The 24,545-nt window shown below is 67.5% G+C and carries 28 protein-coding genes; 6 read left to right on the top strand and 22 right to left on the bottom strand.

Annotation, left to right across the window (positions count from 1 at the left end):
- Window positions 1-33: 33 nt before the first annotated feature.
- The 5 genes from AC3WVS_RS12920 to AC3WVS_RS12900 all read right to left on the bottom strand — a co-directional run bounded on the left by AC3WVS_RS12920 (window position 34) and on the right by AC3WVS_RS12900 (window position 4,319).
- The gene (locus AC3WVS_RS12920; protein ID WP_492318941.1) at window positions 34-654 is read right to left on the bottom strand and encodes an SCO family protein; all 621 of its coding nucleotides are present in this window, start codon (window positions 652-654) and stop codon (window positions 34-36) included.
- A gap of 128 nt (window positions 655-782) precedes the next feature.
- Window positions 783-1,727, bottom strand: coding sequence for a heme o synthase (cyoE, locus tag AC3WVS_RS12915; protein WP_492318940.1), 945 nt, complete (start codon window positions 1,725-1,727; stop codon window positions 783-785).
- A complete protein-coding gene (locus AC3WVS_RS12910) occupies window positions 1,724-2,836 on the bottom strand; it encodes a COX15/CtaA family protein (RefSeq protein ID WP_492318939.1) in 1,113 nt (370 codons plus the stop codon). Before AC3WVS_RS12910 ends, cyoE begins: the two co-directional genes overlap by 4 nt.
- 11 nt (window positions 2,837-2,847) lie before the next feature.
- Window positions 2,848-3,498: an SCO family protein gene (locus tag AC3WVS_RS12905; RefSeq protein ID WP_492318938.1), complete on the bottom strand. Its 651-nt coding sequence runs from the start codon at window positions 3,496-3,498 to the stop codon at window positions 2,848-2,850.
- A 53-nt stretch (window positions 3,499-3,551) separates the two neighbouring features.
- Window positions 3,552-4,319: an SURF1 family protein gene (locus tag AC3WVS_RS12900; protein WP_492318937.1), complete on the bottom strand. Its 768-nt coding sequence runs from the start codon at window positions 4,317-4,319 to the stop codon at window positions 3,552-3,554.
- Between the two features lie 75 nt (window positions 4,320-4,394).
- Here AC3WVS_RS12900 and AC3WVS_RS12895 point away from each other — a divergent pair, with 75 nt between their 5' ends.
- Window positions 4,395-4,604 (top strand): twin transmembrane helix small protein, encoded by a 210-nt coding sequence (locus tag AC3WVS_RS12895; protein WP_492318936.1) that lies wholly within the window; start codon window positions 4,395-4,397, stop codon window positions 4,602-4,604.
- 129 nt (window positions 4,605-4,733) lie between these two features.
- On the opposite strand, the gene AC3WVS_RS12890 is transcribed toward AC3WVS_RS12895, so the two are convergent.
- The 8 genes from AC3WVS_RS12890 to AC3WVS_RS12855 form a co-directional block, all read right to left on the bottom strand.
- A complete protein-coding gene (locus AC3WVS_RS12890) occupies window positions 4,734-5,594 on the bottom strand; it encodes a cytochrome c oxidase subunit 3 (RefSeq protein WP_492318935.1) in 861 nt (286 codons plus the stop codon).
- Window positions 5,595-5,738: 144 nt separating this feature from the next.
- Entirely contained in the window at window positions 5,739-5,963 is a 225-nt protein-coding gene (locus AC3WVS_RS12885; protein WP_010814817.1) for a DUF2970 domain-containing protein, read from the bottom strand.
- 39 nt (window positions 5,964-6,002) lie between these two features.
- Entirely contained in the window at window positions 6,003-6,614 is a 612-nt protein-coding gene (locus tag AC3WVS_RS12880) for a cytochrome c oxidase assembly protein (RefSeq protein ID WP_492318934.1), read from the bottom strand.
- A 17-nt stretch (window positions 6,615-6,631) separates the two neighbouring features.
- On the bottom strand, window positions 6,632-6,763 hold the full coding sequence (locus AC3WVS_RS12875) for a cytochrome oxidase small assembly protein (RefSeq protein WP_010814819.1): 132 nt from the start codon (window positions 6,761-6,763) through the stop codon (window positions 6,632-6,634).
- A gap of 73 nt (window positions 6,764-6,836) precedes the next feature.
- On the bottom strand, window positions 6,837-8,444 hold the full coding sequence (ctaD, locus tag AC3WVS_RS12870) for a cytochrome c oxidase subunit I (protein WP_010814820.1): 1,608 nt from the start codon (window positions 8,442-8,444) through the stop codon (window positions 6,837-6,839).
- A gap of 38 nt (window positions 8,445-8,482) precedes the next feature.
- A complete protein-coding gene (gene coxB, locus AC3WVS_RS12865) occupies window positions 8,483-9,745 on the bottom strand; it encodes a cytochrome c oxidase subunit II (RefSeq protein WP_492318933.1) in 1,263 nt (420 codons plus the stop codon).
- A 58-nt stretch (window positions 9,746-9,803) separates the two neighbouring features.
- Window positions 9,804-10,313 (bottom strand): DUF2244 domain-containing protein, encoded by a 510-nt coding sequence (locus AC3WVS_RS12860; protein WP_492319069.1) that lies wholly within the window; start codon window positions 10,311-10,313, stop codon window positions 9,804-9,806.
- A gap of 272 nt (window positions 10,314-10,585) precedes the next feature.
- Window positions 10,586-11,539, bottom strand: coding sequence for a methyltransferase domain-containing protein (locus tag AC3WVS_RS12855; RefSeq protein ID WP_492318932.1), 954 nt, complete (start codon window positions 11,537-11,539; stop codon window positions 10,586-10,588).
- Here AC3WVS_RS12855 and AC3WVS_RS12850 point away from each other — a divergent pair.
- Together AC3WVS_RS12850 and trmL are read left to right on the top strand one after the other, a co-directional pair.
- Entirely contained in the window at window positions 11,528-12,385 is an 858-nt protein-coding gene (locus AC3WVS_RS12850; RefSeq protein WP_492318931.1) for a ComF family protein, read from the top strand. The genes AC3WVS_RS12855 and AC3WVS_RS12850 overlap by 12 nt on opposite strands.
- Window positions 12,386-12,468: 83 nt before the next feature.
- Window positions 12,469-12,939, top strand: a complete 471-nt coding sequence (gene trmL, locus AC3WVS_RS12845) for a tRNA (uridine(34)/cytosine(34)/5-carboxymethylaminomethyluridine(34)-2'-O)-methyltransferase TrmL (RefSeq protein WP_492318930.1) — start codon at window positions 12,469-12,471, stop codon at window positions 12,937-12,939.
- Window positions 12,940-12,955: 16 nt separating this feature from the next.
- Here trmL and AC3WVS_RS12840 read toward each other — a convergent pair whose 3' ends face one another.
- The 5 genes from AC3WVS_RS12840 to AC3WVS_RS12820 form a co-directional block, all read right to left on the bottom strand.
- Window positions 12,956-13,933 (bottom strand): Bug family tripartite tricarboxylate transporter substrate binding protein, encoded by a 978-nt coding sequence (locus AC3WVS_RS12840; RefSeq protein WP_492318929.1) that lies wholly within the window; start codon window positions 13,931-13,933, stop codon window positions 12,956-12,958.
- 36 nt (window positions 13,934-13,969) lie between these two features.
- A complete protein-coding gene (locus tag AC3WVS_RS12835; RefSeq protein WP_492318928.1) occupies window positions 13,970-14,986 on the bottom strand; it encodes an NAD(P)H-dependent glycerol-3-phosphate dehydrogenase in 1,017 nt (338 codons plus the stop codon).
- 94 nt (window positions 14,987-15,080) lie between these two features.
- On the bottom strand, window positions 15,081-15,599 hold the full coding sequence (gene secB / locus AC3WVS_RS12830; protein WP_010814828.1) for a protein-export chaperone SecB: 519 nt from the start codon (window positions 15,597-15,599) through the stop codon (window positions 15,081-15,083).
- A gap of 199 nt (window positions 15,600-15,798) precedes the next feature.
- Window positions 15,799-16,056, bottom strand: a complete 258-nt coding sequence (gene grxC / locus AC3WVS_RS12825; protein ID WP_492318927.1) for a glutaredoxin 3 — start codon at window positions 16,054-16,056, stop codon at window positions 15,799-15,801.
- Between the two features lie 85 nt (window positions 16,057-16,141).
- Window positions 16,142-16,555, bottom strand: coding sequence for a rhodanese-like domain-containing protein (locus AC3WVS_RS12820; protein WP_010814830.1), 414 nt, complete (start codon window positions 16,553-16,555; stop codon window positions 16,142-16,144).
- 187 nt (window positions 16,556-16,742) lie between these two features.
- Between AC3WVS_RS12820 and gpmA the strand changes: the two genes are divergently transcribed.
- From gpmA to AC3WVS_RS12805, 3 genes are all read left to right on the top strand, one after another.
- Window positions 16,743-17,489 carry a 2,3-diphosphoglycerate-dependent phosphoglycerate mutase gene (gpmA, locus tag AC3WVS_RS12815; RefSeq protein ID WP_492318926.1) on the top strand — a complete coding sequence of 249 codons (747 nt, stop codon included), beginning with the start codon at window positions 16,743-16,745 and terminating at the stop codon, window positions 17,487-17,489.
- A gap of 179 nt (window positions 17,490-17,668) precedes the next feature.
- Window positions 17,669-19,276, top strand: coding sequence for a S41 family peptidase (locus AC3WVS_RS12810; protein ID WP_010814832.1), 1,608 nt, complete (start codon window positions 17,669-17,671; stop codon window positions 19,274-19,276).
- A 263-nt stretch (window positions 19,277-19,539) separates the two neighbouring features.
- The gene (locus AC3WVS_RS12805) at window positions 19,540-20,304 is read left to right on the top strand and encodes a HesA/MoeB/ThiF family protein (protein ID WP_492318925.1); all 765 of its coding nucleotides are present in this window, start codon (window positions 19,540-19,542) and stop codon (window positions 20,302-20,304) included.
- A 9-nt stretch (window positions 20,305-20,313) separates the two neighbouring features.
- Here AC3WVS_RS12805 and mnmH read toward each other — a convergent pair whose 3' ends face one another.
- The 4 genes from mnmH to ptsP all read right to left on the bottom strand — a co-directional run bounded on the left by mnmH (window position 20,314) and on the right by ptsP (window position 24,507).
- A complete protein-coding gene (gene mnmH, locus AC3WVS_RS12800; protein WP_492319068.1) occupies window positions 20,314-21,417 on the bottom strand; it encodes a tRNA 2-selenouridine(34) synthase MnmH in 1,104 nt (367 codons plus the stop codon).
- A 191-nt stretch (window positions 21,418-21,608) separates the two neighbouring features.
- On the bottom strand, window positions 21,609-22,088 hold the full coding sequence (gene bfr, locus AC3WVS_RS12795; protein WP_010814835.1) for a bacterioferritin: 480 nt from the start codon (window positions 22,086-22,088) through the stop codon (window positions 21,609-21,611).
- Between the two features lie 126 nt (window positions 22,089-22,214).
- Window positions 22,215-22,520: a (2Fe-2S)-binding protein gene (locus tag AC3WVS_RS12790; RefSeq protein WP_010814836.1), complete on the bottom strand. Its 306-nt coding sequence runs from the start codon at window positions 22,518-22,520 to the stop codon at window positions 22,215-22,217.
- 214 nt (window positions 22,521-22,734) lie between these two features.
- Complete coding sequence (ptsP, locus tag AC3WVS_RS12785; protein ID WP_492318924.1) at window positions 22,735-24,507, bottom strand: phosphoenolpyruvate--protein phosphotransferase; 1,773 nt, start codon at window positions 24,505-24,507, stop codon at window positions 22,735-22,737.
- Window positions 24,508-24,545 lie beyond the last annotated feature (38 nt).

Raw genomic sequence — 24,545 nt, 5'->3', positions numbered from 1 at the left:
GACCTTATGCCGCACCCTTCCCTCCCTTTCACGTCACGACAGCAGCTGTTTCAGGTCGTGCGCGATCGGATCCGGACCCTGGCCGTGGCGGATGAACAGCCGCAGCTTGCCGTCCGGGTCGAACACATAGCTGCCCGCGGAGTGGTCAACCGTGTAGTTGGTCGGGGAGCTGCCCGGCACCTTGGCGTAGAACACCTTGAAGTCCTTGGTCAACTTCTGCAGTGCGGCTTCATCGGCCGGGCGCAGCCCCAGGAAGCGCCCATCGAAGGCCGGCACGTACTGGGCCAGCAGCGCCTGCGTGTCGCGTTCCGGGTCGACCGTGACGAACAGCACCTGCACGCGGTCGGCGTCGGGGCCCAGTTTCTCCATCACCGCCTTCAGTTCGGCCATCGTCGTCGGGCACACGTCGGGACAGTGGGTGTAGCCGAAGAACATCACCACCGCCTTGCCCTTGAAGTCGGCGATGGTGCGCACCTTGCCGTGATGGTCGGTCAGCGAGAAGTCCTTGCCGAAGTCCGCCGCGCCGGTGATGTCGACATTGCGGAACGAGGCCTTCTGCTGCCCGCAGGCAGCCACGGCCAGCGCAAGCGCGGCCAGCAGGGAAAAGCGGCGGAAGGCGGCGAACAGGCCGGAGGCGGGGCTTAGGCGGGGCATGCGGCGGAGACCGGTCAGGGGTGGGAGGAAACAGCGGCAGCGGAGGGCGGCGACATCACGCAGTATCGCCGATCGTGCCGCCACGCTGCGCCGGCCGCGACAAGATGCCGCAGCCGGTCGGCCACAGGTCAGACCTGCGGCACGAACTTGAAGTAGTGGTCGACCAGCAGCGCGGCGAACAGCAGCGACAGGTACAGGATCGAGAAGCGGAAGGTGCGCTGCGCCAGCTCGTCTGAATAGTTGCGGTACATCTTCCAGGCGTAGGCCAGGAAACCCGCGCCCAGCGCCAGCGCGGCCGCCAGGTAGATATAGCCGCTCATGCCGTAGACAAAGGGCAGCAGCGTCGCGGCGATCATGATCAGCGTGTACAGCAGGATATGCAGCAGCGTGTAGCGCTCGCCGTGCGTGACCGGCAGCATCGGCAGGCCGGACTTGGCGTAGTCGGCGCGGCGGTACAGCGCCAGGGCCCAGAAGTGCGGCGGGGTCCAGGTGAAGATGATCAGCACCAGGAACCAGGCCTCGGCCGGCACCTCGCCCGCCACCGCGGCCCAGCCCAGCGCCGGCGGCATCGCCCCCGACAGCCCGCCGATCACGATGTTCTGCGGCGTGGCCGGCTTGAGCAGGATGGTGTAGACCACCGCGTAGCCGAGGAAGGTGGCAAAGGTCAGCCACATCGTCAGGTCGTTGGCGTAGACATGCAGCAGCCACATGCCGGCGCCGCCCAGGATGGCGGAGAACACCAGGGTCTGCGGCGTGGTGATCTCGCCGGTGGCCGACGGGCGCCACGCGGTGCGGCGCATCAGCGCATCGATCTTCTGCTCGACCAGGCAATTGATGGCAAAGGCCGCACCGGCCAGCAGCCAGATGCCGGCGGCGGCGCCGATCAGCACGCGCCACGGCACCATGCCGGGCGTGGCGAGGAACATGCCGATGATGGCGCAGAACACGGCCAGCTGCGTCACGCGCGGCTTGGTCAGGGCGGCATATTGTCGGGCAAGGTGCCGTATCCGGCTCAACTTGCCCAGCGAATGGGGGTGGGTAGCGGTAACCACGGAAGGGGTCTTGTCTTTCATGTGGCGCGGGCGGCGTTCGGCACGGCAGCGGGGGCGCCGGCGGCCCGCATGGTGAGCCCTGCGAGCCCTGTATTGTAGTGGAGGCGGACCAGCAGCAGCAGGAGCAGCGCCGCGCCGCCGTTGTGCGCAACCGCGGCCACCAGCGGCCAGTCGAACACGATATTGGACATCCCGGTGGCCAGTTGCAGCACCAGCGTGGCCAGCAGCCAGCCGGCCGCGCGCGCGAGCCCTTCAAGCCTGCGCGCGCGCAGGCCAAGCCACGCCAGGTAGCCCAGCACGACAAAGGCAAAGCCGCGGTGCACCCAGTGGATCGCCACCAGCGCCGCGTGCGGGATGTAGTCGCCGTCGGCGGTCATGCCAAGCTGGCGCCACAGGGTGAAGCCGTGGCGGAAATCCATCTCGGGCACCAGCTGGCCGTTGCACAGCGGGAAGTCGGTGCAGGCCAGCACCGCGTAGTTGGTGCTGACCCAGCCCCCCAGGAAGATCTGGATCACCAGCAGCAGCAGGCCGATGCGCACCGGCCAGCGCAGCCGCGCGGCCTGCGCCGCGACCGGGTGCGGTGGATCGTTGCGCGAACCCAGCTGGATCAGCACGGCCAGCAGAGCCATGCCCAGCATCAGGTGCGTGACCACGATGATCGGCTGCAGCTTCAGGGTCACGGTGAAGGCGCCGAACGCACCCTGCACGCACACCAGCAGCAGCACCCCGGTGGCGAACCACGGCGACTGCTTCAGCTCGCGCCGCTTGACCCACGCCAGCACCATCAGCGTGATGATCAGCACCCCGACCGCCATGGCGAAGTAGCGGTGGATCATCTCGATCCACGCCTTGGCCAGCGTCACGGGGCCGCTGGGCAGCGCGGTCTCGGCCGCGCGGATCGGCTCCATCGCGGCGTGCGGGTTGGAGTGCCCGTAGCAGCCGGGCCAGTCGGGGCAGCCCAGGCCAGAGTCGGTCAGGCGCGTGAAGCTGCCGAACATGATCAGGTCCAGCGTCAGGAACGCCGTGATCCAGGCGAGCTTGCGGTACTTGTTGCGGTCCCCCTTCACCAGCACGTAGGACAGCGGGAACAACGCGATCAGGATGCCGATGATGGCCAGTTGCAGCAGCATGCCGTCCCCTTTTAGCCGATGCGCGAGACCTTGAGCAGCTTCTTCAGGTCGCCGCTCATCTTCTTGGGGTCCGGGTCCTGCGGGAAACGCATCATCAGGTTGCCCAGCGGGTCGACCAGGAACAGGGTGTCCTCGGCGCGCTTGCCGGGTTCGGCCGGCAGCCACTGATGCGCGGCCTGGCGGTCGATGCGCAGGAAGCGCACACCCGCGTAGGGCTCGTTGTAGGCGGCGTTCAGGCGCTCGTCGATCTTGCCGTCGTCGGTCACCAGCCACACCGGCACGATGCGTTCGCGGTCCTGGCCCTGCCCCGCGCGGATCTGGCGGATGGTGAAGAGCTTCTTCGCGCAGGCCTCGTCGCAGGCGGACGGATCGGTGGTCACCAGCAGCCACTTGCCGCGGAACTGCTCCAGCGGCACGGCCCGGCCCTGCTCGTCGGTGACGCGCACCGGCGGCATCGGCCGCTGCGGGTCGACCAGCGTGCCGTAGTTGGTGGCGCCGCCACGCGGCTTGATGACGTAATAGGTGAAGTAAGAGGCGATCACCGGCGACGCGCACACCAGCAACAGCATCAGCATCTGCAGGCGGCCGCGGCGCGTGCGCGCATCGATGCGGGTATCCGGCGGCGAGGCCGCGGTGGCCGGGGCGGAGTCTTGCTGTGCCATGGAGTACGTCTGTCCTTTGTCTTCGGCGAGCGCATGCGCCCGGTTCATTCGAGTTACGGTGCTGCCACCCGGCGCGCGCGGCGCCAGCCCAGCACGACCACCAGCACCACCGTCAGCGCGGCCAGCCCGAACCACTGGAAGGCATAGCCGTAGTGCCGCTCCGCGCCCAGGTCGGCCGGGGCCCAGTCGCGCGCCAGGCCATCGCCGCTGTCGCTGCGCTGCTCCAGCACCAGCGGGTGCAGCGCCAGGCCGGTTTCGGCCGCATAGGCAGCGAGGTCCAGGTTCTGGCGGATCTTGCTGCCGGCGGCGTCCTGGCCCAGGCTATAGACCCGCGGCACGGCCGCCAGTGCCGTGCCTTCGATCGTCACCTCGCCCTCGGGCGTGGGGAACGGCGCAATCCGGGTGCGGTCCTGGGCGTCGCGCGGCAACCAGCCGCGCAGCACCAGCACCGCCTGCATGGCGCCGGCGGCACCTGCGGGCGCCGGCGAGGCGGCTGAAATCCGTAGCGGCGTCAGCACCAGGAAGCCGGCGCGGCTATCCCCGGGGCTGCTGCCATTGCCGTGGGGGCGATTATCCAGCAATACGGTGCGGGCTGTGTCAAAGCGCCCGGTCACGCGGACCGTGCGGTCGGTCACAACCTGCGGCAGCGGGGCCGTGCCCAGCACCACCGGCGGCTGCGCCGACAGCGCCTGCAGCCGCGCCGCGCGCGCCTCCTTGTCGTGCGCGCGGTTGAGCTGCCAGTTGCCCAGCGCGCAGGTCACGGCGATCACCACCAGCGCAGCGGCCAGCGGCAGCGGGCTGAACCAGCGGCGCACCGTCATCGCCAGGCGGGACCGCTACGCGGGCCGGTGCGATAATGGGCTTTTCCGTCGCTCCTGGCCCCGACCTGCCCCGCCATGCGCTTTGTCATCATCGTTGCCTTCATCCTGATCATCGCCAGCCTGGCCTCCGCCCTGTTCTTCATGATGCGCGACCGCGGCACGACCCCCAACATGATGCGCTCGCTGATGCTGCGCGTCGGCTTCTCGGTGGCGCTGTTCCTGTTCATCCTGTTCGCGAACTGGATGGGCTGGATCCACAGCACGGGCATCCGCATGGCGCCCTGAACGCCAGCAAGCGGGCACCAGGCTCGCAAAAGACAAACGCCGCAGGCTGGACCACCTCCTGCGGCGTTTCTCTTTTGCGTTGGCGCCGGCGGCCTCCGGGAGACGCGCCGGCGGGTACGGCAGCCGGATTTACAGCCAGTACACCACGACGTAGAGGAACAGCCACACCACGTCAACAAAGTGCCAGTACCAGGCAGCGCCTTCGAATGCAAAGTGGTGGTCAGGCGTGAAGTGGCCCTTCAGCACGCGGACCAGCACCACGGCCAGCATGATCGCGCCCATGGTCACGTGGAAGCCGTGGAAGCCGGTCAGCAGGAAGAAGGTCGAGCCGTAGATGCCCGAGGTCAGCTTCAGGTTCAGTTCCGAGTAGGCGTGCATGTACTCGTACACCTGGAAGCACATGAAGACCGCGCCCAGCAGGATGGTCAGCGACAGGCCCTGGATCAGCTGGTTGCGCTTGCCGGCCAGCAGCGCGTGGTGCGCCCAGGTCAGCGTCAGGCCGGACATCAGCAGCAGCGCGGTGTTGATGGTCGGGATCGGCCACGGACCCATGGTCTGGAAATTTTCCACCACGCCGGCCGGGCCGGTGTTGGGCCACACCGCGGCAAAGTCGGGCCACAGGATCTTGTTGTTCAGGTCGCCCAGCCAGGGCATGGCGATGGTGCGGGCATAGAACAGCGCGCCGAAGAAGGCCGCGAAGAACATCACCTCCGAGAAGATGAACCAGCCCATCGACCAGCGGAACGACAGGTCGATGTTCTTGCCGTACATGCCGCCTTCGGACTCGCTGATGGCGTCGCCAAACCAGCTCTTGAGCACGAACAGGAACCACAGCAGGCCGAAGCCGCACAGGTACGGCGCCCAGGGCTGCCCGTTTACCCAACCGGCGGCTCCCGCGCCCGTCATCAGCAGGCCGAAGCTTGCCGTGATCGGGTGGCGCGACGGGCCCGGTACGAAGTAGTACGGAGCGTTTGCGCGATTCGCACTCATTCTTTTATCTCCAGCTCAGAGTCTTTGATTCAGTATTCGTGATCCGCGCTTTGGCACTGCGGGCCGTCCCCTCCTCCGGGCCAGCCCCGCCGCCGCGGTTGCTTTGTTCTGCGACTGCTTTTGTTGTCTACCCTTCCTGCCCTGCTATCCCGCTGCCTGCCCCACCACGGTGCGCACGATGAGCACCAGCACCGCGATGAAGATGGCCGCCGCGATCACGCCGGCGATCACCACATGCACCGGGTTCAGCCGGGCCATGTCGCGCTCGTGCTCGGCGCCTTTGCGCAGGCCGATGAACGACCACAACACCGCGCGCATGGTCTGCCCGAACGACATCTTGCGCTTGACCGCGTCCTTCATCTCATCCATCGCCCGTCCTCCTCAGCCCCGGCATGCACCGCGGCCGCCTCAGATGCCCTTGCCGGCCGGTGCCGGCTGCGGCGCCAGCTGGCCCTCGGGCGCCTGCGCCACCGGCGCACCCACCTCGAAGAAGGTGTACGACAGCGTAATATTCTTCACATCCTTGGGCAGCGCGGGATCGATCACGAACACCACCGGCATCTCGCGCGCCTCTTTCGCCTTGAGCGTCTGCTGCTTGAAGCAGAAGCACTCCAGCTTCATGAAATACTGGGTCGCCTGCTTGGGCGCGTAGCTCGGGATCGCCTGCGCCGAGATATCGCGCGGCTGCCCGTTGGCCACCTCGTAGACGATCGTCGCCATCTCGCCCGGATGCACTTCCATGCTGTTCTTCACCGGCCGGAAGGCGAAGGGCCCGCGCGCGTTGGAGTCGAACTCCACCGTGACGGTGCGGCTCTTGTCGACCTGCGTGTTCTTCACCGCGCCGTGCAGCTCGCGCGTGGTGATCACGTTGATGCCGGTGATCTCGCAGATCTTCTTGTACAGCGGCACCAGCGCATAGCCGAAGCCGAACATCACGGCCACGATCACGACCAGGCGCAGCATCATGCCGCGGTTGAACCGCTTATCCGCTTCTTTGCCAGCCTGCTGGTCGATGCTCATCTCGCTACCCTGCCGCCTCAGCCAAGAAACATCATCTTGGCGAAGAACCCCAGAAAGAAAACCACCACGATCGACAGCAGGATCAGGCCAAGGCGCCGGTTGGCGGCCTTCTGGTCCGGGCGTGATGGGCTTTTGTCTGGAGACTGCATAGCTGCTTCTGTTGCTTGCCGGCGCGGGAGGCGACGCTGCCGCCTCCCGCTGCCTGATTACGCTGGCCGCGCCTTAGCGGACCTGCGGGGGAACTTCAAAGGTGTGGAACGGCGCCGGCGACGGCACGGTCCACTCCAGGCCCTCGGCGCCATCCCAGGGCTTGTCGGCGGCCTTCTCGCCACCGCGGTACGACGGCAGCACCACGAAGAAGAAGAAGTACACCTGCATCAGGCCGAAGCCCAGCGCACCGATCGACGCGATCGCATTGAAGTCAGCGAACTGGGTCGGGTAGTCTGCATAGCGACGCGGCATGCCGGCCAGTCCCAGGAAGTGCATCGGGAAGAAGGTCACGTTGAAGAAGATGATCGAACCCCAGAAGTGGATCTGGCCGCGGGTTTCGTTGTACATGAAACCGCTCCACTTCGGACCCCAGTAGTAGAAGCCCGCGAACAGCGCGAACAGCGAGCCGGCCACCAGCACATAGTGGAAGTGCGCCACGATGAAGTAGGTGTCCTGCAACTGGATGTCGATCGGGGCCACGGCCGGCATCAGGCCGGTAAAGCCGCCGATGGTGAACACGAAGATGAAGCCGATCGAGAACAGCATCGGGGTCTCGAAGGTCATCGAGCCGCGCCACATGGTGGCGATCCAGTTGAAGATCTTCACGGCGGTGGGCACCGCGATCAGCATGGTCGCGTACATGAAGAACAGCTGGCCGGTCACCGGCATGCCGGTCGTGAACATGTGGTGGGCCCACACGATGAACGACAGGATGGCGATCGAGGCGGTGGCGTACACCATCGAGCTGTAGCCGAACAGGCGCTTGCGGGCAAACGCCGGCACCACCTGCGAGACGATCCCGAACGCCGGCAGGATCATGATGTACACCTCGGGGTGGCCGAAGAACCAGAAGATGTGCTGGTACATCACCGGGTCGCCGCCGCCGGCGGCCGAGAAGAAGCTCGTGCCGAAGTGGCGGTCGGTCAGCACCATGGTGATGGCGCCGGCCAGCACCGGCATCACGGCGATCAGCAGGTAGGCGGTGATCAGCCAGGTCCAGCAGAACATCGGCATCTTCATCAGCGTCATGCCCGGGGCGCGCATGTTGAGGATGGTCACGATGATGTTGATCGAGCCCATGATCGACGACGCACCCATGATGTGCATCGCGAAGATGGCCATGTCCATGCCCGGGCCCATCTGCACCGACAGCGGCGCGTACAGGGTCCAGCCGGCGGCGGTGGCGCCGCCCGGGACCAGGAACGAACCGGCCAGCAGCAGCGCGGCCGGCGGCATCAGCCAGAAGCTGAAGTTGTTCATGCGCGCGAACGCCATGTCGGACGCGCCGATCTGCAGCGGGATCATCCAGTTGGCGAAGCCGACGAAGGCCGGCATGATCGCGCCGAACACCATCACCAGGCCGTGCATGGTGGTGAACTGGTTGAACAGCTCGGGGCGGAAGAACTGCAGGCCCGGCTCGAACAGCTCCAGGCGGATCAGCAGTGCCAGCAAGCCGCCCGACAGCAGCATGATGAACGAGAACAGCAGGTACAGCGTACCGATGTCCTTGTGGTTGGTCGCGAACAGCCAGCGGCGCCAGCCATGCGGGTGGTCGTGCGCGTGGTCGTCATGCGCATGATCGTGCGGATGGGCGAGCGCGTCCGGGGTAGCAGTACTCATCGCAAATGCTCCTCTAATCCTGTTCTGTCTTCAGCGGGTCAGCCCGCGACGCGGTTGCCCGCGAGGCTGGCCTGCTTGTCAGCCTTGTCGGCCGGCTTGGCTTCGGCCTTCGGCGCCGCGCCGCCTGCCGCGCCGCCGCCCTCGGGGAACTTGCCCGCACGGGCACCCACGAAGTCGCTCGGCTGGACCACTTCACCCGTCTTGTTGCTCCAGGCGTTGCGCGTGTAGGTCATGACCGCGGCTAGCTCGGTGTCCGAGAGCTGCTTCCACGACGGCATGGCACCCTTGCCTTCCATCATGATGTGCATCTGGCCGGCCTTGGGGCCATTGACCAGCTTGGAGCCGTCCAGCGCCGGGAAGGCGCCGCCGCCCTTGCCGTTGGGCTGGTGGCAGACCGCGCAGTTGGCGGCGTAGACCTTCTCGCCACGCACCTTCGACTCGTCCAGCGTCCAGGTCTTGTTGGGATCGTCGGCCTTGGCCGCCAGCTCCTTCTTCTTGCCGTCGACCCACTTGGTGTAGTCGGCGTCCGAAACCACGCGCACCACGATCGGCATGAAGGCGTGTTCCTTGCCGCACAGCTCGGCGCACTGGCCGCGGTACACGCCGATCTTCTCGGCCTTGAACCAGGTGTCGCGCACGAAGCCGGGGATCGCATCCTGCTTGACGCCGAAGGCCGGGATCATCCAGGCGTGGATCACGTCGTTGGCGGTGGTGACGATGCGGATCTTCTTGTTGACCGGCACGACCAGCTCGTTGTCCACCTCCATCAGGTAGGTGTTCGACTTGGGCTGCTCGTTGTTGATCTGCTCGCGCGGGGTGGTCAGGGTCGACACGAAGGAGATGCCTTCGCCTTCGCCCTTCAGGTAGTCATAGCCCCACTTCCACTGGTAGCCGGTGGCCTTGATGGTGATGTCGGAGTTGGTGGTGTCCTTCATCGCCACCACGGTCTTGGTCGCCGGCAGGGCCATCGCGATCACGATGATGAACGGGACGATGGTCCAGATCACTTCGACCGTGATGCTCTCGTGGAAGGCAGCCGGCTTGGCACCTTTGGCCTTGCGGTGCTTGAAGACGGAATAAAACATCACGCTGAATACCGCGATGAAGATCACCGTGCACATGATCAACATCATCCAGTTCAGCCAGTGAATCTGTTCGGCGATCTTGGTTACCGGCTCGGTCAGGTTGAGCTGGCGCACGGCGGGGCCGCCCGGCATGTCGCTGACCGCGGACGCCGCCTGGCTGGCAAGCAGGGACGCGCCGGCCAGACAAACTGCGGATGCCTTCTTCCACATTTTCATTTGTTATCTACCCAATTTACAGATTCAAATCTGTCCCCGCCGCCGCCACCGCCGCCTCTCAGAGGCGGCGCAAGGCCGCTGCGAGCTCCTGCGCGAACTTGCGTCGCCGGTACGGGTCCACGTAACACCCCACCTGTACCTCACGTCCGCCCGAGCGCAGCGTCACCAGCGCGCGGAACGATTCACCCAGTTCGACCCGCACCCAGCGCGGGTTGAATTCCTGGCGCGTCACCTTTGTGCCGCTGGCTGTCTCCACGACCAGCATGCCGTCGGTAATGCTGACGCGCTCATAGTCTGTCGCATGGCGCGCATACACCAGCAGCGCGATCCCCAGCCCGATCAGCTCGATGCTGGCAAACGGCAGCACGAGCCAGGACCCTTGCCACGCGAAAAACAACGCGATGGCAAGCGAAACCGTGAGGATCGAGAGGTAAAACCAGCCGACCTGGCGTGGACTCAGCGAGCAATTCCGCTTCATCAGCCAGTCGTGGGGCGCGGGGGGAGGTCCGTCGAGATTTCCGCCGGAGTCACCACCTGCCGTCTGGAATGCGATACCCAAGTCTTGCATCGCCAACCACTCTGCATCGGATGCACACCCGGGACGATGGCGTCCGGGCCGCACAGTGCAAGTGCAAAACCAGGACGTTCTTGTGCCAGGGGACCACTGCGACAAACTGGCGCATTATAGGGCGCTTCCCATACACGGACAAGGGCGCGCCTTGACCGGACGGCTTGCGCGCCGCTTGATTCTGTGCATAGGGAAGGGCCCCGCCATCGCCCTGCCCGCCGCGCCGGCGCTATGTTTGCGGCAATTCCGCACCGGCGCAAGTTAACTCTGTTTTAACTTGTCCGACGCGGCCTTGCACGGCCGATCTGGTCCAGCGGCACCACCGCGCGGCCCTGGTCGTCGAGCGCCTGGCCGCCACGCGGGGCCAGCTTCCAGGCGTGGCCGTAGACGATCTCGAAGGTCAGCGGGATCACGCCGTCGGCGTTGCGCCGGCGCTCCAGCGCCTGCGCCAGCGCCTGGTACCAGCCGCGGCCGCGCAGGCCCTGCGGCAGCGCCCCGGCCGGCCCGCGCAGGCCGCCGAAGGCCTGCACCTCGCGCAGCAGCGTGGCGGGGGACTCGTAGGTCACGGTCAGCGCCTCCATGTCCATCACCGGGGTGGACCAGCCGCTGTGCACCAGCATGTCGCCGATATCGTGCATGTCGACAAAGCGCAACGTATGGGGTGCCTGGTCGACTTCGGCAAAGGCCGCGCGCAGCTCCTTCAGGGTATCCGGGCCGAACAGCGAGAACAGCACCAGACCTTCGTCCCGCGCCACGCGGTGCCACTCCGGAAACACGCGGTGCGGCTCCGGATGCCAGTGCAGCGCCAGGTTGGACCACAGCAGGTCGAAGCTCGCGGGCGCAAAAGGCAGTGTGGCAAGATCGCCCTGGACCAGGTCAAAGAGCGGCCGCTTGCCCAGCATGCGGCCGATCCAGCCGGGCCGGCGCTGCGGGTCGCGCTGGCCGGCCTCGGCCAGCATCGCGCCGGAGATGTCCAGCCCGGCGATCTGCGCATCCGGGAAGCGCGCGCGCAGCCCGGCCAGGCCCTGGCCGTGGCCGCAGCCGATATCCAGCGCGCGCTGCGGCGCCAGGCGGATCACTTCCATGCGCTCCTGCATGCGGCGGCCGATCTCGCCCAGCAGGAAGTCCAGCTGGCCGAAGCCGCGGCTGCGCCGGTCGAAGGCGAGCCGGGTCAGGCGCGCGGGCGGCAGGAAGGCATCGGGGGAATCAGCGGCATGCAGGGACACGGGCAGACAGGGCAGCAAGAAAACCAGGAACCGGCGCGGGGACAGATACAGGATCAGGCCCGGGCGCCGGATGAACGCGGCCGCCGCGCCCGATGGGCCGCGGCCGGACGGCAAGTATACGCGCGCGCCGCGCTGGCTGCCGGCGCCGCCGGCAAGGTGTTGGCCGGCGCCGGCGAACTGCTGCTGCCGAGCGCCTGCGCGCTGTGCGGCGCGGTGCAGCGGCAGGTGGTCTGCGCGCCCTGTGCCGCCGACTTGCTGCGCCCGGTGCGGCGCTGCCCCGCCTGCGCGCTGGCGCTGGGGCGCCACTTCCACTGCCCGGCCTGCGCGGCATCGCCCCCGGCCTACGACCAAGCCCACACGCTGGGCGACTACGCTTCGCCGCAGGACCAGCTGGTGCTGGCGCTCAAGTTCGGCCACGCCCTGCCGCTGGCGGGCTGGCTCGCGGCCAGGCTGGCCGCAGGACTGCAGGGGGCCTGGGCCCGACAGCCCGCGCCCGACCTGCTGGCGCCGATCCCGCTGTCGCCGCAGCGGCTGGCCGCGCGCGGCTTCAACCAAGCCTGGGAAATCGCGCGGCCGCTGGCGCGCCACCTGGGACTGCGCGCCGACCCGGTGCTGCTGCAGCGCCAGCGCGACACCGGCAGCCAGAGTGCGCTGGACCTGGCCGCCCGTCAGGTGAACCTGCGCGGCGCCTTCAGGCTGGCGCGCGCCGCGCGGCTGGACGGCCTGCACGTGGCACTGGTGGACGATGTGATGACCTCCGGCGCCACCCTGCACGAGGCCGCCGGCGTGCTCAAGGCGCATGGCGCGGCCCGCGTCAGCGTGATCGTCGCGCTGCGCACGCCGTAGCTTTGGATGACAGTGGCCGGTGCGCGCGGTAAGCTGCGCACCGTTCTGACGAAAGGCGCAGTGCGCCCGCCATCCCCCGCATCATGTTCAACGTCGTCCTGGTCGAACCGGAAATCCCGCCCAATACCGGCAATGTGATCCGCCTGTGCGCCAACACCGGCGCGCAGCTGCACCTGGTCAAACCGCTGGGTTTTCCGCTGGAAGACGCGCGCATGCGCCGCGCGGGACTGGATTACCACGAGTACGCCACCATGCGCGTGCATGAAAGCTGGGACGCGCTGATGGCCAGCGAGCAGCCCGACCCGGCGCGCATGTTCGCGCTGACCACGCGCGGCTCGACACCGTTCGGCCAGGTGGCGTTCCGCCCCGGGGACTGGTTCGTGTTCGGTTCCGAAACACGCGGGCTATCGCCGGAGCGGCGCGACTGGTTCCCGGCCGCGCAGCGCATCCGACTGCCGATGCGGCCCGACAACCGCAGCCTGAACCTGTCGAACACGGTCGCCGTGGTGGTGTTCGAGGCGTGGCGCCAGAACGGGTTCGAAGGCGGCAGCTGAGCCGCCCGGCCAGTGCCTACTCCGGCTGCACGCCGGCGGCGCGGATCACCTTGTCCCAGCGCGCCTTCTCGCTCACCATGGTCTGGCGCAGCGAGGCCGGCGCGGTGCCGGCCGGCACGAAATACTGCGCGCGCATCTTGTCGCGCACGTCGGCGCTGCCGATGATCGCCACCAGCTCGCGGTAGAGCCGGTCGATCACAGCCTGCGGCGTGCCCGCCGGCGCCAGCACCGCCTGCCAGGAAATCGCCTCGAAGCCCGGGTAGCCGGATTCCGCCACCGTCGGCACCGACGGCAACACCGCCGTGCGCCCCGTCGTGGTCACGGCCAGCACGCGCAGCTTGCCCGCGTTGACCTGCGGCATCGCGATCGCCGGCACCATGAAGCCCGCCTGCACCTGCCCGCCCACCATCGCCGTGGTGATCTGCGGGAAGCCGGGGTATGGCACGTGCTGCAGGTCGATGCCCGCCATCGCCTTGAGTTGCTCCATCGCCAGGTGCGAGGCGCTGCCGTTGCCGGGCGAGCCATAGTTCAGCTCGGCCGGCTTCGACCGGGCCAGCGCGACGAACTCGCGCAGGTTGTGCACCGGCAGGCGTGCATCCACCACCAGCACGTTGGGCGAGGTCGCCACCAGCGTGACCGGCGCCAGCTGGCGGAACGGGTCGTAGTTCAGGTTGCGCGACAGCGTCGGCGCTGTCACCAGCGGGCCGTTGATGGTGAACAGCAGCGTATAGCCATCGGGGGCGGCGCGCGCCACCATGCCGGTGCCGATATTGCCGCCGGCGCCGGGACGGTTTTCCACCACCACCGGCTGGCCCAGCGCGGCGGCCAGCTTTTCGGTCACGATGCGCGCGATCAGGTCGGGCGATGAGCCCGGCGGGAACGGCACCACCATGCGGACCGGGCGCGCGGGCCAGGGTTGGGCGAAGACGCTGCCGGAAGTCCCGGCGGCGCAGGCGGCAGCCAGCGCGATCAGCGCTTGTCGTCGTGTGGGCATGCGGTGCGGAGGATCAGAAGGTGGATACGCGAGTCATCATTCGTCGCGCGCGTCGCGCTGCAGCAGCTGCGCCACCGCATCGGCGGCGCTCAGCCCGTCGAACAGCACCGCGCAGACCGCGCGGGCGATCGGCATCTCGACACCGTTAGCCGAGGCCAGCTCTGCCACGGCCTGGGCGCAGCGCACGCCCTCGGCGACGTGGCCCAGACCGGCCAGGATCTGCTCCAGGCTCTGCCCCGCCGCCAGCTGCTGGCCGACCTTGCGGTTGCGCGACAGGTCGCCGGTGGCGGTCAGGATCAGGTCGCCCACGCCGGCCAGGCCCATGAAGGTCTCGACCCGCCCGCCCAGCGCCAGCCCCAGGCGCGTCATCTCGGCCAGCCCGCGCGTCACCAGCGCGGCGCGCGCGTTCAGGCCCAGGCCCAGCCCGTCGCTGGCGCCGGTGGCAATGGCCAGCACGTTCTTGACCGCACCGCCGACTTCCACGCCGGTCAGGTCGTCGCTGCCGTAGATGCGCATCGCATGATGGTGGAAGGCCGCCTGCGCGCGCTCCGCCAGCGACGGCTCGTTGCCCGCCACGGTCAGCGCGCACGGCAGCCCCAGCGCCACCTCGCGCGCGAAGCTGGGGCCGGTCAGCACGCCGTAGGCAAAGCCCTCGGTGCGCCCGGCGGCGTCGAGTTCGGCCCGCACCATCTGGTGCGGCAGCAGGTGGGTGCCGGACTCGAAGCCCTTGCACAGCCACAGCATCGACACCGGCCTGGCGCCGCGCGCGGCCAGCCGGCGCGTCATCTCGCGCAGGCCCGCCACCGGCGTGGCCACCACCACGATGCCGTCGGCATCGTCGGCGGCATGCGCCACGGCCTGCTCGAAGTCTGCCTGCACCGCCAGCCTCTCGGACAGCGTCACGCCGGGCAGGTAGGCGGCGTTCTCACGCGTGGCCGCGATGGCCGCGAGTTGCGCGGGGTCGCGCCCCCACAGCACCACGTCATTGGTGGCCGCGGCATGGCTGGCGAGGGCGGTGCCCCAGGCACCGGCACCGAGGAAGGTCAGTTTCATGGCAGCTCGATCCGAGGATGGACGCAGTCGATGGTAGCCCAAAGGCAAAACGGGGCCGCAGCCCCGTTTCCGATGATGGCTCAGGACGCCGGAATCAGTGGCGGGCCTGGCTGCCGTCGGGCATCACGATGCCGCTGTTGCCGCCTTCGGCACCCTGGGCTTCTTCCATGGCGGCCTGCAGGCGTTGCTCATACAGCGCCTGGAAGTTGATTTCCGACAGGTGGATGGCCTGGAAGCCGGCGCGGGTGATCACGTCAGCGATATTGCCGCGCAGGTACGGGTACAGGATGGTCGGGCAGGCGATGCCCAGCAGCGGGTCCAGCTGCTCCACCGGCACGTTGCGGATATCGAAGATGCCGGCCTGGTGCGCTTCCACCAGGAAGGCAACCTTGTCCTGCACCTTGGTCGTCACGGTGCCCGTCACCACCACCTCGAAGATCCCTTCCTGCAGCTGCGAAGCGCCGACGTTGACCTGCACCTCCACCGACGGGGCTTCCGATTCCAGGAAGATGCCGGGCGAATTGGGCTGCTCCAGCGACATGTCTTTCAGGTAGACGCGCTGGATGTTGAAGAAGGGTTGATCGTCCTGCTGGGTGTTTTGCTGGTCGCTCATGAAAGGCTTCCGGGAGGATGGGCTGGATGTGCATCGGGCGCGGCGGCCGCAGTCCTTGCGTCGTGCAAGGCTGGCCGGTGCCCGCTTGGAAAACGCATATGGTACATGACGCGGGTGGCGAATTCACCCGCGCCGGGGTATGCCGGAACCAGCGCGGCGCGGAATCAGACGATTCCGCGCCAGCGCCGGCGCAACCGGCTCAGGCGGCCAGCAACGGCACCAGGCCGCCCTGGCGGTCCAGCGCCGAGAGGTCGTCGAAGCCGCCCACGTGGGTCTCGTCGATGTAGATCTGCGGCACGGTGCGGCGACCGGTACGGGCCATCATCTCTTCACGCTTGCCCGGTTCGCGGTCGATCAGGATCTTCTCGATCGTTTCCACGCCCCTGGACTTGAGCAGGCGTTCAGCCATCAGGCAATACGGGCACACCACGGTGCTGTACATGACGACACGGGCCATGCGGGTTCTCCTTGACTGCAATGCGCGCGCGGCCCGGCCTGGCCGGGCGCGCGCGCTGTGACGGATATGGCGGTGCTGCCCGGGATTACTTCACCAGCGGCAGGCCTGCCTGCTGCCAGGCGGCGATGCCGCCCTCGAGCGCGTAGATCTCACTGTAACCGGCTTCCTTCAACGCTGCCTGGGCCTTGCCCGAGCGCTGGCCGGTCTGGCATACGACGATGATGGGGGCAGCCTTGTCCTTTGCAAGGCCGGCCGCGCGCGAGGGCAGGTCGGCCAGCGGCGCGCTCTTGGCTTGCGGCAGGTGACCCTTGGCATACTCGGCGGGCTCGCGGATGTCGACCACGACCGCGCCGCGCTTGTTGATCAGCTGGGTCGCGGTGGCCGTATTGACGGTCTTGCCGCGGGTGCTGCGCGAGATCGCGGGCCAGGCCAGCAGGCCGCCCGAGACCACGGCAAGGGCGATCAGAGCGAGGTTGTTGTAGTCGGCGAAGAAATTCACGTTGGCATTCCGGTAGGTTGGGTCGGCGGCATTATAAAATACGCGGTTTGGCGTCCAGGCCCTGCCGTCGCATGGCCATCCGCCATTGTCGCCTGTCTGAGACATGGGATGTCCAAAAGGAACTCATCAGCCCCTCCAGGTGACGGCGCGGACGCATGCAGGTTACCTACTCTCTGGAAGCAGCAGCATGTACAAGCTCGTCCTCATCCGCCACGGCGAATCCACGTGGAACCTTGAAAACCGCTTTACCGGCTGGGTCGACGTCGACCTGACCGAAACCGGCGCCAACCAGGCGCGCCAGGCCGGCAAGCTGCTCAAGGATGCCGGCCTGGGCTTTGACGTGGCCTATACCTCGGTGCTCAAGCGCGCCATCCGCACGCTGTGGCATGTGCAGGATGAAATGGACCTGATGTGGATCCCGGTGCGCAACGAATGGCGCCTGAACGAGCGCCACTACGGCGCGCTGGCCGGCCTGAACAAGGCAGAAACGGCCGCCAAGTTCGGCGACGAGCAGGTGCTGGTGTGGCGCCGCAGCTATGACACGCCGCCGCCCGCGCTGGAGCCCACCGATCCGCGTGCCTCGTACGACGATCCGCGCTACGCCAATGTGCCGCGCAATGAGATCCCGCTGACCGAGTGCCTGAAGGACACCGTGGCCCGCGTGATGCCGCTGTGGAACGAATCCATCGCCCCCGACATCCAATCCGGCAAGCGCGTGGTCATTGCCGCCCATGGCAACAGCATCCGCGCGCTGGTGAAATACCTGGACCAGATCTCGGATGACGATATCGTCGGACTCAATATCCCCAACGGCACCCCGCTCGTCTATGAGCTGGACGCCGACCTGCGCCCCCTGCGCCACTACTACCTGGGTGACCAGGACGCCATCGCCGCCTCGCTGGCGGCCGTGGCCAGCCAGGGCAAGGCACGCTGAAGCCCGCCCGGGCGGCCGCGCGCGGATGTGCGGCCGCCCACCCTGAGCCGGGACGGGACAGGCCCTTTTCACCACTCGCACTTATACTGTCGGACAAACCGCCCGGCGCCGGGCGGCCGCAGCCGGCATAATCCCCATACCGTACACCAGTACTTCGAGTACACGTTCAGGCAGCCCTCATGCGCAAGACGCTCAAGAACATCAGCCTAGTTTCTGTCGGTCTCGTCGCCGGCGTGCTCGCCACGCTGCAGATTTCGGCGACCGCCCAGAATTCATCGGGGCCCTTGCCGCTTGACCAGCTGCGGCTGATGGCCGATATCTTCGGGCAGATCAAGCGCGAGTACGTGGAGCCGGTCGATGACAAGAAGCTGCTGACCGAAGCCATCAAGGGCATGGTCGCCAGCCTCGACCCGCATTCATCCTATCTCGACGAGAAAGACTTCAAGGAACTGCAGGAAGGCACGCGCGGACGCTTCGCCGGCCTGGGCATCGAGATCTCGCAGGAAGAAGGCCTGGTCAAGGTGATCAACCCGATCGAGGACACCCCTGCCTTCCGCGCCGGCATCCAGCCGGGCGACCTGATCACCCGCATCGACGACAAGCCCGTGCGCGGCCTGCCGCTGGAGCAGGCGGTCAAGCGCATGCGCGGCGAACCCGGCACCAAGGTCACGCTGACCATCTACCGCAAGAGCGAGGAACGCACCTTCCCGGTCTCGATCACGCGCGCCGAGATCCGCGTGCAGTCGGTCAAGGCCAAGATGCTGGACAACAATATCGGCTGGATCCGCCTGACCAGCTTCCAGGAACGCACCATCGCCGACCTGTCCCGCAAGCTGGCCGAGCTGGCGCAGAAGAACCCCAACATGAAGGGCCTGGTGCTGGACCTGCGCAACAACGGCGGCGGCGTGCTGCAGGGCGCGGTCGGCGTGGCCGCGGCCTTCCTGCCGGAAGACGCCACGGTGGTGTCCACCAACGGCCAGGTGCCAGATGCCAAGCGCGTGTACAAGGCGACGTACAACAACTACCGCCTGTCGTCGCTGGAAGACGATCCGCTCAAGGACCTGCCCGCGCTCTACAAGAAGATCCCGATGGTGGTGCTGACCAACGCCTACTCGGCCTCGGCCTCCGAGATCGTGGCGGGCGCGCTGCAGGATCATCACCGTGCGCAGATCATGGGCAAGACCACCTTCGGCAAGGGCTCGGTGCAGACCGTGCGCCCGCTGACCAACGACACCGGCATCAAGCTGACCATCGCGTACTACTACACGCCGAGCGGCAAGTCGATCCAGGCCAAGGGCATCCGTCCGGACATCCCGGTCGACCAGAACCCCGAAGGCGATCCGGACGACGCGCTGATCACGCGCGAGATCGACACCGAGCGCCACCTGCACAACAAGCAGGAATCGGAACAGCCGGAAATGACCGAGCGCGAGCAGCGCCGCGTGGACGAGCTGCGCCGCCTGGAAGAAGAGAACGCGAAGAAGACGCCGGAAGAGCGCGAGAAGGATCGCCGCAAGAAGCCGGTGGAATTCGGCACGGCCGACGACTTCATGCTGCAGCAGGCCATCGCCCAGCTCAACGGCCAGCCGGTCAAGCGCTCCAAGTCGAAGCTGGAAACCAATCCGCCTGCCGACAACGGCAAGGCGGCAAAGCCCTCGGGCAAGAGCGGCGCCAAGGGTGCCAGCGCACCGGCAGCCAAGCCGGCGGCACCGGCCCCCGGCAAGCAGCCGCCGGCCAGCGCCCCGATCGGCGAGCCGCTGGGCACGCCGACGGGCAAGGCACCCTGAGACCCTGGGGCTTTAGTCAGGCTGCCGGTTTGCTCCCCGCTCCCGCTTGCGGGAGAGGGGCAGGGGGAGAGGGCAGGAGTGTCAAAGGCTGAGGGCGGCGGGTTAACACCCCTGGCTTCGCTTGAAGTGGTTCCTTGCCAGTCCACCCCTCTCCCCAACCCTCTCCCCCTGAGGGGAGAGGGAGAACACCTTGCTTGGGCTAGCTCGGGCGGCTTTGGAGCACCCAAAACCGCCCTCCCCTTCAGCACTCGAGGGATTACCTCATGAGCGACGACGGCCTCAACGACGAACAACTGCTGCGCTACTCGCGCCACATCCTGCTGGACGAGCTCGGCATCGAGGGCCAGCGGCGCCTGCTTGCCGGCCATGCGCTGGTGATCGGCGCCGGCGGCCTGGGCGCAGCCGCGCTGCCCTTCCTGGCCTCGGCCGGGGTGGGCCGCATCACGGTGGTCGACAACGATGAAGTCGACCTGACCAACCTGCAGCGCCAGATCATCCACACCACCGCCAACGTGGGCCGGCCCAAGGTGGATTCGGCGCGCGAAGGCATGCTGCGCATCAACCCGGGGCTGGAGATCGTGACGGTGACCGCGCGCGTGGGCGACGCAGAGCTTGACCAGCTCGTCGCCACGGCCGACGTGGTGCTCGACTGCTGCGACAACTTCGCTACGCGCCAGGCAGTCAACCGCGTCTGCGTGCGCCACAAGGTGCCGCTGGTGTCAGGCGCGGCGCTGCGCTTCGATGGCCAGATCAGCGTGTTCGACCGGCGCCAGCCCGACGCGCCCTGCTACGCCTGCCTGTTCCCGCCGGCCGAACCCGCGCCGGAAGTGGCCTGCGCCACCATGGGCGTGTTCGCGCCGCTGGTCGGCATGGTCGGCACGGTGCAGGCGGCCGAGGCGCTCAAGCTGCTCGCGGGTGTCGGCGAGAGCCTGGCGGGCCGGCTGCTGATGGTCAATGCGCTGTCGATGGAATGGACCACGATGCGGCTGGCACGCACGCCGGATTGCCCGGTCTGCGCCGGGCACTGAAGCCGCAGACTAGTCGCGCTGCGCCGTGTGCGCCCGCAGCCAGTCGGTGACTGCGGCGCGGTCACCGCGAAAGACGATGCGCGCCTCGCGCTGTTCGCGCTGGAAGGCGTACATCGGATCGTAGTACTCGCGCAGCAGCACTTCGATCCAGCCGCGGTGCAGATCCACCTCGCCCCGCTCCGCCTGCTGCGCCAGCGCCTGGTCCAGCAACGCCGACAGCTTGCCGTAGCGGGCACCGCCCAGCCGCGGCGAGATCCCGGCCATGGCCTCGCGCAGGCGCGTGGCGTAGGCTTCGAAGCCTTCCGTGCTGCCCTTCTCGGCAATGAACTCCGCCGCCAGCCCCTGCACATAGTCACGCAGCACGCGCTCCACGCGTTCGTCGAACGACGCTTCCAGCCACACCAGCGGGCTGGCCTGCATGCGCTGCGTCAGCGCCTGCGGCACGTCGCGGCTGCCGATAAAGCGGCCCTCGTCCTCCACCAGCAGCGCGCGCCAGCCTGCGTCAATATGCCGCAGCACGTCGATGGCCAGCGCGTTCTCGAAATCGATCTGCGGCGGCTGCGCCAGCGCGCGCCGCCCGAAGGCCGAGCCGCGGTGCCGCGCATGGCCTTCGAGGTCGATCGCGGCGGGCACATCGGCCAGCACATCGGTCTTGCCGCTGCCGGTCAGGCCGCCCAGCACGAACCACTGCTGCTCGGCCGCCGCGGCATCGGTGGTCTCGATCAGGAAGCCGCGCATGGCCTTGTAGCCGCCGGTCACGCGGGGGTAATCGACACCGGCCGCGTGCAGCCATTGCTGCACCAGCTGCGAGCGCAGCCCGCCGCGGAAGCAATAGAGGTAGCCGTCCGGATGCGCGCGCGCAAACTCCGCCCAGGCCGCGATCCGCGCGGCCTTGCGCAGCCCGGCCACCAGCTGGTGGCCAAGTTCGATTGCCGCCTGCTGGCCCTTCTGCGCATAGCACAGGCCCACCTCGTGGCGCTCGGCATCATCCATCAGCGGCAGGTTGACCGCGCCGGGGAAGGCCCCGCGTGCGAATTCCAGCGGCGCGCGCACGTCCAGCATGGCCACGCCGCTGAGGAACAGGGTGCGGAAGTCCGCGGTGTCAGGGCGCATCATTGGTCATAGGGTGAGATTTGCGCGGCGCCATGGCGGGACAGGAGCCTTTGCCCGCCAGGGACGCCTGGATAAAGAACAGGAATCGGAATGAGAAGGGTTACTGCCTGCAGGCGAGCAACAAGGCGGAGCCGAACGGCGCCGCGCGCTGGGGCGGCCGCTCATCGAGAGCGGCCACGCCGGAGACCGGCTTATTGCTCGCCCGGCTCCATCTGCGACTGCAGGTAGTTCTGCAGCCCGACCTTGTCGATCAGGTCCAGCTGCGTTTCCAGGTATTCGATATGTTCCTCGGTATCGGTGAGGATATCGACCAGGATTTCGCGGCTGACGTAATCGCCCACGGATTCGCAGTAGGCGATGCCTTCCTTGACGGTGGCATGCGCGGTCTGCTCGAGCTTCAGGTCGCACTTGAGCATCTCGGGCGTGTCTTCGCCGAGCAGCAGCTTGTGCAGATCCTGCAGGTTGGGCAGGCCGTCCAGCATCAGGATGCGCTCGATCAGGCGGTCGGCGTGCTTCATTTCGCCGATCGATTCCTTGTACTCCACGTCGCCGAGCTTCTTCAGGCCCCAGTGGCGATACATGCGGGCGTGCAGGAAATACTGGTTGATCGCAGTCAGCTCGTTCTTGAGCTGGGCGTTCAGATGCTGGATGACCTTCTTGTCACCTTTCATTGGCGGCTCCTGTTGCATCGGGCCCGCGCAAAAACACGAAACGGCGCCAATGGCGCCGTGCAGTCAGTGAAAAAGGAAAAAGCGCAAAAGCGCGCCGTGAACTGGATCTTCAGTTCATGGGCGCGTTCAGGCCACCAGCGCCTTGCGCTGGTCGTTCGCGACTGCCGGGTCCCGAGTGTCCATTATGGTACATGGGCCCGACGCGGAACAGGAAGAAATCTCCACAACCTGGATGTTGGCGAGGGTCGCCACGGTGACGTTGCGCACCGCCGCCACGCCTTCCTGCAACACCTGGTGCGCGCACTCGCGGCAGCGGCCGCAGCAGGTGCCGACGCCAAGCGTTTCGGCCAGTTCGTCGAGGGTTTCGATGCCCAGGTGCGCAGCACCGTGAATCTCACGATCGGTGATCTGGTTGCAGATGCAGACGTACACAAGTCCCTCCGTTGGGGCGCGTGGCACCGGCATGCCACTGCGAATGAACGTCAGAATATCAGAGATCAATAATGATAACAATTCCCATTAAGCCACATTGGGAGAGGTCGGGTAGACGCCACAGGATGCAAAAAGAAGGCGGCTTTTGCGGCACTTTCCGGCTTGCGGAAGTGCTGCACCAGCCGCCTTTCTGCATCAGAAAACCCTGATGCCTTCAGGGTCGTGCCAGCTGCCGCAGGGCGGCCGCCTGCTCCTCGGGATCGAAGGCCTGCAGGACCTGGTCGACCAGCGGCTCGAGCCGCTCGCAGTGGGCATGCAGGATCTCCTGCTTGACCCGCAGCAGCTGCGCCGGGTGCATCGAGAACTCGCGCAGCCCCATGCCCAGCAGCAGCCGGGTCATGGACGGGTCGCCCGCCATTTCGCCGCACACGGCCACCGGCACGCCGGCGCGGTTGGCCTCGCGGATGGTGCGCGCCACCAGCTGCAGCACCGCCGGGTGCAGCGGGTCGAACAGGTGCGCCACCGCGTTGTCGGCACGGTCGATCGCCAGCGTGTACTGGATCAGGTCGTTGGTGCCGATGGACAGGAAGTCCATCTTGCGCAGGAACAGCGGCAGCAGCAGCACCGCCGCCGGGATCTCGATCATGGCGCCGACCTTCATGCCCGGGTCGTAGGCCTCGCCGCGCTCGTCGAGCTGGCGCTTGGCCTTGGCGATCAGCGCCAGGGTCTGGTCGATCTCGCTGGCGTGCGCCAGCATCGGCACCAGCAGCCGCACCGGGCCGAAGGCCGAAGCCCGCAGCAGCGCGCGCAGCTGGGTCAGGAACATGCCCGGCTCGGACAGCGACCAGCGGATCGCGCGCAGGCCCAGCGCCGGGTTCAGCGCGGTCTCGAATTCCTCGCCGCGGCCGTCGCCGCGGGCATCGAGCGGCTTGTCGGCGCCGATGTCGATGGTGCGGATGGTCACCGGCAGCCCGTGCATGGCATCGACCGCGCCGCGGTAGGCCTGGAACTGCTCGTCCTCGCCCGGCAACTCGTCGCGCCGGTTCATGAACAGGAATTCAGAACGGAACAGGCCCACGCCGACCGCGCCGGCCGACAGCGCCGCGCCGGCGTCCTCGGCCATCTCGATATTGGCCAGCAAGTCGATTTCCAGCCCGTCCAGCGTCACCGCCGGGGTATGCCGCAGCCGCTGCAGGCGCTTCTTTTCCAGCGCGCGCTCGCTCTGCCGGTGGCGGTATTCTTCCAGGATGATGGCGGTCGGGTCGACGATCACCAGCCCGGCATCGCCGTCGATGATGATCCAGTCGTCCTGGCGGATCAGCTCGCTCGCGCTCTGCACCCCGACCGCGGCCGGAATGTCCAGGCTGCGCGCGACGATGGCGGTATGCGAGGTGCGCCCGCCCATGTCGGTGACAAAGCCGTGGAAGATGGTATGGCGGAACTGCAGCATGTCGGCCGGGGCGATATCGTGGGCCACCACGATCACCCCGGTCGCGGCCTCGCCGTCGGCGGCCAGCGCCGGCACCGGCGCGGGCACCAGCACCGGAGCCCCGGCCAGCGCCTTCAGGATGCGCTCGACCACCTGCCGGATATCGGTCTTGCGCTCACGCAGGTATTCATCCTCGATCTCGTCGAACTGGCGCATCAGCTCTTCGAGGCGCGTGGTAAGTGCCCACTCTGCATTGTAGCGGCGGCCCCGGATCAGGGCCTCGGGCTCGCGCGCCAGCGCCTCGTCGTCGAGGATCATCGCGTGCACGTCCAGGAACGCGCCCAGCTCCTCGGGCGCATCGCGCGGCAGGTCGCGCTTGAGCGCGGCCAGTTCCGCGCGCACCGCGGCGCGCGCTGCGCGCAGCCGTTCGACCTCGGCGTCGAGCTGGTCTTCATCGACCAGGTAGTGCGACACGTCCAGCGCCGCGGGCGCAAGCAGGTGCGCGCGACCGATGGCGACGCCGCGCGAGACCGGGATGCCGTGCAGGGCGAAAGGCATGTACCGCTCCGTCAGGAACGTTTAAGAATTCGGGTCGA

The sequence above is a fragment of the Cupriavidus sp. CPT47-8839-RL05A genome (assembly GCF_058792255.1).
This window is presented reverse-complemented; position numbering and strand designations above follow the sequence as displayed.